The sequence below is a fragment of the Streptomyces sp. P5F9 genome (genome assembly GCF_057961495.1).
The window spans coordinates 1-9847 of the sequence record NZ_JBXVPZ010000375.1; the positions used below are offsets into that span (position 1 = coordinate 1).

A 9847-nucleotide genomic window follows, 5' to 3' on the forward strand; every position below is an offset into this window, starting at 1 on the left:
CTCCACCACCACCCGGGCCCCCGCACCACCGGCACTACCCGCACCACTGGCACCACCGGCACCACCCGCACCACCGGCGGCCAACCGTCATGAGCGCCCCCCGACGCCGGCCGCAGGCCACCGTCACCGCTGTCCTCCGGCGGCTGCCACCCCAGACCCTGCGCGGCCGGCTCTCCCTCGTGGCGCTGCTCACGGCCGCGTTGCTGATGGTGGTGCTCACCGTGGCGTTCAACTCCGTCGCCGGGCACCGGCTGCGGCATCAGGCGGACGACGAGTTGCGCACCCGTGCCGCCGCCGTCGCGACGACCGTCGACACCAGCGGCACGACGGTACGGGTGCTGGAGACGTCCCACGACGACCTCCTCGACGCCAACGTGTGGATCTACGCCGGCCGGCACCTGCTCGAACAGCCGCCGGCCGCAGGCCCGTTGACCCGGGTCGCAGACACGCTCGCCGCGCGGGGCGGGCAGCGCTGCGTCACCACCACGGTCGATCGCCCCCTGCGCCTGTGCTCCCACCCGGTACCCGGAGCGGGCGGCCGGGCCACGGTGGTCACCGCGCTGGACCTCTCCCCCTACCGGAGTTCGGCCGACACCCTGCTCCTGGGTTCGCTCGCGCTGGACGTCGTCATGCTCGCCTGCACCTACGCCCTGACCCGGCTGGCCGTCGGCCGCGCGCTGCGCCCCGTCCGCACGATGACCGACCAGGCCACCCAGTGGAGCGCGACCGCCTCCGAGGAACGGTTCGGCAGCATGCGGCATCCGGCCGAACTCGCCCGTCTCGGCGGGTCGTTGGACGCCCTGCTGGACCGTATCCGCACCCTTCTGCGCCACGAACGTCAGCTCACCGGCGAGCTCTCGCACGAGCTGCGCACACCGTTGAGCCGGATCATCGCCGAGCTCGACTGGTGGCAGGCCCGCCCCCGCACGCCCGATCAGACCCGCGCCACCCACCAGGTCATCGCGGATGCCGCCGAGTCCATGCGCAGCATCTGCGACACCCTCCTGGACGACGCCCGCGACGGCACCCTCACCGCACCGGGCACGGCCGAGGTCCTGCCCGTACTGCGCGCCCTGGCCGAAGTCCCGTACGCACCAGGGCACTTGACGATCACGGTGGCCGGACCGCACCTCGTGGCCGGAGTACCGCCCGCCCTCCTCGAACGCATCGTCAGCCCGCTCCTCGGCAACGCCTGCCGCTACGCCGAGTCCGTCGTCACCGTCCGCGCGTACCGCGCACCCGGCGGCGCACCGGATGGCGTACGCGTCGACATCGTGGACGACGGCCCCGGCGTACCGCCCCCGTTCGCCGGACAGCTCTTCGAGCCCGGCCGTCGCGCGGATCCCGGCGACGGCCACGGCGGCGCGGGCCTCGGACTGCCGCTGGCGCGCCGCCTGGCCCGCTCCGCGGGCGGCGAGGTGACGTACGACGCCGGGCACGCACCCGGCGCACGGTTCGTGGTCGATCTGCCCGCCGGATGACCGTGCCGCGCGCTCACGCCACGGCGTCGTGCCGGATGTCCCTGCGGGAGACGGCGAGATAGCCGACGAAGCCGAGGATGGCCACCGTCCAGGACAGGGTGACCGGACCGAGTCCCCAGGCGAGACCGCCCCGTTGGTGACCGACAGCCATCCAGTCGGCGACGGACGCACCGAGCGGGCGGGTGAGGACGTACGCCGCCCAGAACGCGGCCACCGCGTTCAGCTTGCCCCACCGGTGTGCGACGGCCGGAACCGCGATCGCGACGCCGTACAGGACGGCGGAGCCCAGATAGCCGAGACCGATCGTGGCGGTGAGGTCCCCGCAGGCCGTGCCCAGCGCGAACGTGGCGAGCACGGCGGCCCAGTAGAAGGCCTCGCGGCGCCGGGTGTGGATGCTGTGGATCGACAGGGTGCCCTCGCCGCGGTACCAGAGGACGAAGACGGCGGCCAGGACCACCATGAAGAACGGTGTCGAGAGCGCGTACGGCACACCGAGGCCGACGTGCAGGACGTCGGCGGCCATCGTGCCGAACACGCTGACCATGACGATCGCCGTCCAGTAGACCCAGGCCACGTACCGCCGCACGGCGAACTGCGCCGCCAGGGCGGCCACCAGCGCGATGCCGCCGAGGCCGACGGCGGGGATCGGGCCGAACGCGTGGGCCAGGAAGTCGGAGGCCGTCTCCCCCATGCCCGTCGTCAGCACCTTGATGATCCAGAAGTAGACGGTCACCTCCGGCACCTTGCTCGCCGCGTGCCGGATGCGGCGCGAGGGCCGGTCGTGAGTGAGGTGATCAGTCGTCATGGAAGGCACGATGACATGGGGCCGGGCAGTTGCCCCAGACCCCTTTGCCAGAGTTTTGGGGCTTCCGGTGCTTGAGTTGCCCGAGGCCCCTCCGAGCCTGAACACAACCTGAACGCGGTGGCCAATGCGCTGGTCAGGGGCGCGTTTCGGGTGGTACACGCGGCGCGACAGCGAGGGCCGCCGCGCCGCGTGGACGGTGTTCCTGACGGAACTCGCCGCCGCCGCGACCCCTATCCGGGAGCGACGGCGCGGCCGGTCTGCGGCGAGATCATCCCGGCGCACAGGTTGCGGGCTGCCAGGCCCTGCGCGATGCGCGGGATCGCCGCGACCGTGTTGGCGGGCCAGTCGTGCATGAGGATGATCTGGCCGTTGGTGAGCCGGGCGGCCGCCGCGACGATCGCGTCGGTGCTCGCGCCGTTCCAGTCCTGGGAGTCGACGTCCCAAATGATCTCTTTCAGACCGTACTTGGCCTCTACGGCCTTCACCGTCGCGTTGGTCTCTCCGTACGGCGGCCGGAAGAGCTTGGGGGTGCCGCCGCCCGCGGCCGCGACGGCCTGCTGGGTCCGGGAGATCTCCGAGTCGATCGTCGCCTGGGTCTGCTGGGTCAGGTGCGGGTGGGTGTAGCTGTGGTTGCCGACCCACATGCCGGCGGCGACCTCCGCCCTGACCTGCGCCGGGTAGGCGGCCGCGTACTGGCCCTCGTTGAACGTCGTGGCCCGAAGGCCGTTCTGCTTCAGGGCGTTGAGCAGGGCGGGTGTGTTGCCGGACGGGCCGTCGTCGAAGGTGAGCCCGACGTACCCGCTGCAAGTGGCGGCCTGAGCTGGGGTGTTCAAGCCGACGGCGAGGGTGCCCGCGGCGGCCAGGGCGACGACGGCCGGCGTGGCGACCAGGGGTCGTAGGGAACGTAACGAGAAGTGCGGTGCGGATGCCATGTGAAGTAGTCCTCCAGACTTGGGAGTTGGGGGGCGGTCAGCTCGCCGTGCAGGAGACCGTGGGCCAGGTCCAGTTGCCGTTCGCCTGGATGGTGGCGCCCCAACTGTTGCCGGCGCCGTTGGGTTTGGCGGTCAGCACCTGTGAACTCGGGTACGTGGCCGCGGTGTTCCAGGTGGAGAGGACCTTCGCGGGCGACGGGACGTTCATCGTCACGGTCCAGTCGCTGGAACCGGTGACCGAGACGTTGAGGTTGTACCGGTCGCTCCACTGCTGGCCGGCGGACAGAGTCGCGGTGCAGCCGCTGCCGCCGCCGCCCGAACTCGTCCCGCCCAGCGTGATGTTGGAGTTCCCGCTGCTCTGGTAGCCCTCGGTCGCGAGGATCATGTAGTAGCTGAAGCTGCCGAGCGGCATCCCGGCGCGGGCCCAGGCGTCGAAGTGGTTGCCGGTGGTGATGGTGCCGCCGGTGCGCTTCGTCTGCCGGACGCTCCAGTACTGGTCGAAGGTCTTCGTGCCCTCCACCGAGGGGGCGTTGTAGCGCGTGGTCTTGTAGATGTCGTAGGTGCCGCCGTCGCTGGTGACGGTGCCCATGTACGTGCCCGTGGGCCGGTAGGTGCCCCAGTTGTCGACGATGTAGTACTCGACGAGCGGGTTCGACGTCCAGCCGTACAGCGACAGATAGCCGTTGCCGGACGGGTTGAAGGTCCCCGAGTACGTCACGCTGCGGCGGCCGCCGGTGCTCCAGCCCTTGCCGGCGACGAAGTTGCCGGTGTTGCTCCACGTGGTGCTGTAGTTGCCGCCGGAGCCGAGGTTCATGGAGACCGAACCCTGGGTGTCGGTCCAGAACGAGTAGTAGTAGCCGTTGTTGGTGCCGGTCTGGTTCGTGGTGACGACCGTGTCGGCACTGGCGGTGCCGGGCAGGGTCATCGCCGCCAGGAGTGCCAGCAGCAGGGTGCAGGCACCGCTGACCAACAGCCTGAAGCGGTTCGTCGTGCGTGCGGGTGTGTTGTCCATGGCGCGTCAGTGTTGGCCTGCCCCTGTCAACTGTCAATAGTTTCGGTATCGAATACGAAAGATTCGACACTCGCCGGCATATAAAGATTAACCGAACCTCCCAGCTCACAGGCGTAATTGAACGATTCACGCCAGGAGGCCACTTATGGATCGCCGACAATCAAGATCCTACCGTCGAATGTTTTCGCTCGAATGTTTCGAAGAATTTCCCGATCATGCGGACCGCTATCCATCGTCGCCGAAGTCACCGAGTCCGCACGGCAGTTGGGCGCCCGGTGCTGTCCGTGGGGCACGGGCGGCATCACGTCCTGGTGGTCGCCGGCCCGCACCCCGACGAGCCGGTCGGCGGCGCGACCGCGCTCGTGCCGGCGGGGCAAGTGGCGTGCGGAGAACGGCTGTTCGCGGCGACCGACCCCGCCGTCGTCACCTGGGACGTCGTCCTGTGCCTCGACCCGGACGGCGCGGCCGTGAGCGAGGCCGGCACCCAAGGCGTGCCGGGCACGGGCGCCGCCACCCTGCGGAGCTACTACCGCACCACCTACCGCCCGATCGCGGCCGAGCAACCGGAGTGGGCCCCGATCGTCGCGCGCCGACTCCCGGAGAGCGAGGCCCTGTTCTAGACGATCGACGCCCTACGACCGTTCCTCCAGTGCTCGTTCCACAGCACCGATGTGGGCGGCAGCTGGGTCCAGTTGACCCGCGACCTCCCCGAACTGGCCGCGCCCTTCCGCACATCCGCCGCGGAACTCGGCATCCCGCTCCAGCACGGCACATACGACGCCCTGTACTGGGAGAACCCCAGCCCCGCGGTCCACGTCCTGCCCCCGCCGGACAACACCGCACGCCGGGCGGCCGGTTCGGAGAACATCGGCGCGTCCACCTGGTGCGCACCCCTGCGGTACGGCGGCGTCACCGCGATCGTCGAAGTCCCCATGTGGGCAAGCGACTTGGCCGAGGACCTGGCCCCGCACCCGGACGCCGAACACGCCCTGCGCGACCTGGCCGACCTGGTCCTGGACGGCGGCCGCCAGGTGACCGCCGTACTCGAAAAGGCACGCGCCTTCCCGCCACCGCCCCGACACGACCCGCTCAGACGCGTGGTGGAGTGGATGGCCGACGGCCTCTACGACATGGTCGCCAACTCCTGGGAACCACTGGCCCGTCAGGCCGCGACCGCGCCGGCCGACGACGACCCGCGGCGCTTGACGACGGCCCAGGTCGCGGCCCTGAACATCGTCGCCCGCCGCCAACCGATCCGCGCGACAGGCCTGTTGCTACAGCTCCTGCGGGCGTCGGACGATCAAGCGGCCCCGGATCTGTATCGCGAGCTGGACGAACCCTTCACCACTTGGTGCACGGACGCCGAGGAGACCCTGCGGGTGCGCCGGGTACCGGTCCGCCACCAGGTGGAACACCAGGCACGTACGGTTCTGGCCGGCGCCGACAGCGCACTGAAGGCTCTCCGCTGAACACACGACGGTCGTGCTCGCCGGCCCGGAGAGCAGGCGCTGGCCGTCGGTGTCTCGGACCCCGGGCTCGCCAACCGCCTGAACGGCTACCGGGCGGAGGCGAGCACGGCACTCGACAAGACCTGGCGCTGGCACAAGAGCATGGCCGTGATCATGGCCATCTGTCTGCTCGGCCTGGCATTCCAGACGACCGCGATGACGGTGCTGTCCATAGCCGGACTCTTCCTGCTGCCCGTCGTGATGGGAGTCAAGCCGCGTTGGCAGCACGCGTACAACGACCTGCCCGCGCACCGAAGGCCGCAGATCAGGGGCTTCCCATGACCTCTCCACCGCACCTGCCCTCGCCGGAGGAACCGCCCGTCCCCCAGCTCGTGGAGCCGGCCGAGCCGCCGCCCGGCCCGGCGGCGCAGCCCGACCCGTTCGCCGTCGTGGCCGACGCGGTCGACGGCATGCGCGACGAACTTGCCGCCCTCGGCGACCAGTTCCGCCGCCGGCTGCTCAACGACCGGGAGGTCCGCCGGAGTCTCGACGGACTGCTGACCGAGCTCGACCACGCGCACCAGGCCGCCGAGGGCCGCGTCGTACAGCCGCTCCTCTACGACCTCGTCCTCCTCGTCGACCGGATCGAACGGCAGGCCGCGCAGGACGATGCCTTCGTCGGCTCCGTGGCGGCGGAGCTGTTGGCCGTGCTGGAGAAGTACGGCATGACCCGCATCCCGGTCACCCGCAGCCCCTTCGATCCCGGGACACAGTAGGCCGTCGGGGAGGTCGCCGAAGTGGTACGGCACGGCTACCGGATGGACGAGCGCATCGTGCGGCCGCAACAGGTCCGCGTCTATACCGAGCGGTGAGCGTCGGCTGGACGAGCACGGTCCGTCGCCATCGGGAGGATTCCCTCTTTACCGAGCCGAAAATACTGTTATCCCTTCTCATTTTCTCATTCAAACGAAGGAAGGGTGTGATGTGCGGGTTAACCACCTCCCCTCAGGGCAGAAAGCCGTTGTTTCCGTCGAAGAATGAAAAGGAAGGGCGAGGGGGTGGAAAGAGTGGAGGGGATTTTCGTGCCATGAGGGCATGCGTGAAAACAATCGCCGGGAACATTTCTTTCGTTCGATCATTGGTGATACGCATGCACTTATGCCGCGATTCCTACTGGACTGAAGTCCTTCAGCATCGCGAGCGCCTCCTGCGTCTGGTGCGGCGCCGGCTCCCCAATCCGCATGACGCCGAGGACTGCGTCCAGGAGGCCATGCTGCGGGCGGCGACCCACCGCGACCTGGACCGCGACCGGCTCGGGGCCTTCCTGACCACGGTCGCCATGCGGCTGTGCATCGACAGCTACCGGGAACGGGAGCGCTGGCAGCGGCTGTTGCTGCGCATCACCGACGGGGCGCCGGAGATGCTGGAGGAAGCCGTCTGCGACCAGGAGTTCGGTCGCTGGCTGCTCCGGCAGGCCGGCCAGCTCCGCGGCCGGGAACGGCAGGTGATGCTCGCGCGGGCCGACGGGATCTCCATCGTCGAGTTCGCCCGCATCAACCAGATCTCCGTAAAGGCCGCCGAGGGTGCTTTCACACGGGGCAGAGCAAGGCTCCGGCACATGTGCACCCAGTCTCTGGGCGAATCCTGCGGATGACCGAAAAATGGTTGGGCATTCTGGTGAATTCCATGATGCCCCTAGGGAAGGACACCCGAAAAAGTGGCTGACAAACCGAGCACGCAGGACACCATCAAGAACTTACTCGGCGACATCGCCGACAGTTCCAACAAGGCCTTCAACGATTTCCTCGACCCGCCGAACAAGTCCAGGAAGTCCGACTACCCGGACTGGTTCGGCTCCGGCAATCCGATGGCGGCCCTGGCCGGGACGCCTCTCGGGGCGCTCCAGGCGATGGCTGCGTTCGGCGGTGTGAACCCCGTGGCCGCACTCGCCGGCGCCAACCCGCTCGCCCTCCTGGCGGGCGCCTCCTCCGACCGGGGCTTCGGTCCGGTGAACCCCCTGGCCGCACTCGCGAACGCCAACCCGCTCGCCGCACTGACGGGCGCGACCCATCCGGCGGCTGCCCTCGCTGGACTGGCCGGCCAGTCCAGCTCCTCCAACAATCCGCTCGCGGCCCTCGGGCAGCTCGCGGGCGCGGCGGCGGGACTGCCCGCCGCCGTGGGCGGTCTCGGCGGCCTTGCCGAATCCCTGGCGACCCTGCCCCAGCAGATCGCCAGGCTGACCGACCTGCTCTCCACGCTGGTCGGTTCCCTGGACGCGATCAGTGATGTCGCGGCGAGTGCCGGAGTCCGTCCGCCGGCCAAGAAGGGATGACCGACGCCGCCCTGGCACCAGGCCGTTGACCCGCGGTCCGTGTCCGGTGCGCCGGGCCGGCTGCCGCAGAACCCTTAGGAGGGAACCCGCGTCGTGAGGACCTTGATCGGCGACCGGCTCCGGCTGGTCGTGAAGGTGCTGGGCAGTCTGATCGCCGACGAGGTCGGTCATACGGCGCGGGAACGCGGCAGATCCAAGGGGCACGGCCGGTCCCCGGCGGAGGAGGAGGAATCCGCCGCCGGGGACGCCCAACGACGCGCAAGAGCCGTACGAAAAGCACTGGAGAGCCTGGGCCCGTTCTATGTGAAGCTCGGCCAGATCCTCTCCACCCGGCCGGACATGGTGCCGCCGTCGATGATCGCCGAGTTCCAGAACCTGCACGACCAGGTCGACGTGCAGCCGTTCTCCCTGTTCGAGCCGGTCCTGGAGAGTGATCTCGGCCCCGACTGGAAGCTCAGGTTCGACGACATCGACACCAGCAAGCCCCTCGGGGCGGCGTCGCTGGCCCAGGTCTACAAGGTGACCCTGCCCGGGGGCCGGCCGGCCGTGGTGAAGATCCAGCGGCCGGAGATCCGCGAGGCGGTACGGGCGGACATGGCCCTGCTGCGCCGGGCCTCCCGCATCGTGGCCCGGGCGGCGCCACGCTTCAACGAGGTCATCGACGTCGAGGCGATGCTGGGCTCGATCTTCGACGCCATGGAACCCGAACTGGACTTCACCGGCGAGGCCCGCAACATGGAGGAGGGCCGGGAGGCGGCCCGGGACTTCAGCACGCTGGCCGTCCCCGAGGTCCTCTCGGCCACACCCCGGGTGCTGGTGCAGTCGATGGCTCCCGGCATGTCCGTACGGCATCTGGACCCCAGGGCGTTCAGCGACCGCGAACGCACCGACATCGGCAAGGACCTGCTGCGGTTCATGTACCGCGGTTACTTCGTCCAGCGGACCTTCCACGCCGATCCGCACGCGGGCAACGTGTTCGCGCTGCCCGGGGGCCCCGCGACGCTGATCGACTGGGGCATGGTGGGGCGCCTGGACAAGCGGACCAGCCTGCAGCTGCTGCCGTTGCTGATGGCGCTGGCGCAGAACGACGGGCACGGCCTGGCCCGCGCCTGGGCCGACATGGGGAAACTCACCGCCTGGGCGAACCTGCCGGCGTTCGCCGCGGACATGGCGGCGCTGGTCCCCAAGATCTCCAGTGCCTCGCTGGGCGAGCTCAACTTCGGTGTCTCGCTCACCACGGTGCTGGAGAAGGCCACCAAGCGGGGCATCGGCTCCGCGCCCTCGATCTCGCTGCTGGGGAAGTCCTTCGCCAACCTCGAAGGCTCGGTCCGCTGCCTGGCACCCGAACTGTCGCTCGCGGAGATCTTCAAGGGCGAGGTCCGCGGCATCGTGATGTCCCTGCTGGGCGAGTTCATCTCGCTGGAGCAGCTGGGCCGTACGGCGATGGACCTGATGGTCACGGCCACCACCAGCCCCGAGCAGCTGCGCGGGCTGCTGGCCGACGCGTCCAACCGGCGGTTCGCCCTCCAGGTCCACCACCCGAGGACACCGGCCGCCCTGGGAGGCGAACGCGGCTCCTCCTACGCGGGGTTGATCGCCCTGGGTGCCATGGCGCTGCTGCTGGACCACCGCCGTCGGTCCCGCTGACGCGTCCGGGTCCCGGCGCACACCCTGCCTCGACCGCCCGCCAGGAACCCGTCTCGGACGTCCCCCAGGCTCCCGCCTCAGCATCCTCCAGGCTCCCGCCTCGACCACCCGACAGCAACCCGCCGCAGGCATCCTCCAGGCCCCTGCCTCAACCGCCCGCCAGACTCCCGCCTCAGACATCCTCCAGGCC

11 protein-coding genes are annotated in these 9847 nt (G+C 69.8%); 8 read left to right on the top strand and 3 right to left on the bottom strand.

Annotated elements, in window-relative coordinates:
- The first annotated feature begins 89 nt into the window (after positions 1-89).
- Positions 90-1481: a sensor histidine kinase gene (locus AC31A1_RS38880; RefSeq protein ID WP_489657797.1), complete on the top strand. Its 1392-nt coding sequence runs from the start codon at positions 90-92 to the stop codon at positions 1479-1481.
- A gap of 13 nt (positions 1482-1494) precedes the next feature.
- Here the strand turns inward: AC31A1_RS38880 and AC31A1_RS38885 are convergent, their stop codons facing one another.
- The 3 genes from AC31A1_RS38885 to AC31A1_RS38895 all read right to left on the bottom strand — a co-directional run bounded on the left by AC31A1_RS38885 (position 1495) and on the right by AC31A1_RS38895 (position 4230).
- Positions 1495-2286 carry a COG4705 family protein gene (locus tag AC31A1_RS38885; protein ID WP_489657798.1) on the bottom strand — a complete coding sequence of 264 codons (792 nt, stop codon included), beginning with the start codon at positions 2284-2286 and terminating at the stop codon, positions 1495-1497.
- A 230-nt stretch (positions 2287-2516) separates the two neighbouring features.
- A complete protein-coding gene (locus tag AC31A1_RS38890) occupies positions 2517-3218 on the bottom strand; it encodes a polysaccharide deacetylase family protein (RefSeq protein ID WP_489657799.1) in 702 nt (233 codons plus the stop codon).
- Positions 3219-3255: 37 nt separating this feature from the next.
- Positions 3256-4230, bottom strand: a complete 975-nt coding sequence (locus tag AC31A1_RS38895; protein WP_489657800.1) for a glycoside hydrolase family 11 protein — start codon at positions 4228-4230, stop codon at positions 3256-3258.
- Between the two features lie 284 nt (positions 4231-4514).
- Between AC31A1_RS38895 and AC31A1_RS38900 the strand changes: the two genes are divergently transcribed.
- From AC31A1_RS38900 to AC31A1_RS38930, 7 genes are all read left to right on the top strand, one after another.
- Positions 4515-4850: a hypothetical protein gene (locus AC31A1_RS38900; RefSeq protein WP_489657801.1), complete on the top strand. Its 336-nt coding sequence runs from the start codon at positions 4515-4517 to the stop codon at positions 4848-4850.
- Between the two features lie 51 nt (positions 4851-4901).
- Positions 4902-5699, top strand: coding sequence for a hypothetical protein (locus AC31A1_RS38905; RefSeq protein WP_489657802.1), 798 nt, complete (start codon positions 4902-4904; stop codon positions 5697-5699).
- A 141-nt stretch (positions 5700-5840) separates the two neighbouring features.
- On the top strand, positions 5841-6020 hold the full coding sequence (locus AC31A1_RS38910) for a hypothetical protein (RefSeq protein WP_489657803.1): 180 nt from the start codon (positions 5841-5843) through the stop codon (positions 6018-6020).
- Positions 6017-6454, top strand: a complete 438-nt coding sequence (locus AC31A1_RS38915; RefSeq protein ID WP_489657804.1) for a hypothetical protein — start codon at positions 6017-6019, stop codon at positions 6452-6454. Before AC31A1_RS38910 ends, AC31A1_RS38915 begins: the two co-directional genes overlap by 4 nt.
- Positions 6455-6828: 374 nt before the next feature.
- Positions 6829-7332: an RNA polymerase sigma factor gene (locus AC31A1_RS38920; protein WP_489657805.1), complete on the top strand. Its 504-nt coding sequence runs from the start codon at positions 6829-6831 to the stop codon at positions 7330-7332.
- 63 nt (positions 7333-7395) lie between these two features.
- Positions 7396-8010 (top strand): hypothetical protein, encoded by a 615-nt coding sequence (locus AC31A1_RS38925; protein ID WP_489657806.1) that lies wholly within the window; start codon positions 7396-7398, stop codon positions 8008-8010.
- Between the two features lie 93 nt (positions 8011-8103).
- Positions 8104-9657, top strand: a complete 1554-nt coding sequence (locus AC31A1_RS38930) for an ABC1 kinase family protein (RefSeq protein WP_489657807.1) — start codon at positions 8104-8106, stop codon at positions 9655-9657.
- Positions 9658-9847: the final 190 nt, after the last annotated feature.

Excerpts from the sequence above, each read along its gene's own strand:
- AC31A1_RS38880 (WP_489657797.1), top strand. The coding sequence starts at position 90 with ATGAGCGCCCCCCGACGCCGGCCGCAGGCCACCGTCACCGCTGTCCTC.
- AC31A1_RS38885 (WP_489657798.1), bottom strand. The coding sequence starts at position 2,286 with ATGACGACTGATCACCTCACTCACGACCGGCCCTCGCGCCGCATCCGG.
- AC31A1_RS38890 (WP_489657799.1), bottom strand. The coding sequence starts at position 3,218 with ATGGCATCCGCACCGCACTTCTCGTTACGTTCCCTACGACCCCTGGTC.
- AC31A1_RS38895 (WP_489657800.1), bottom strand. The coding sequence starts at position 4,230 with ATGGACAACACACCCGCACGCACGACGAACCGCTTCAGGCTGTTGGTC.
- AC31A1_RS38910 (WP_489657803.1), top strand. The coding sequence starts at position 5,841 with ATGGCCGTGATCATGGCCATCTGTCTGCTCGGCCTGGCATTCCAGACG.
- AC31A1_RS38915 (WP_489657804.1), top strand. The coding sequence starts at position 6,017 with ATGACCTCTCCACCGCACCTGCCCTCGCCGGAGGAACCGCCCGTCCCC.
- AC31A1_RS38920 (WP_489657805.1), top strand. The coding sequence starts at position 6,829 with ATGCACTTATGCCGCGATTCCTACTGGACTGAAGTCCTTCAGCATCGC.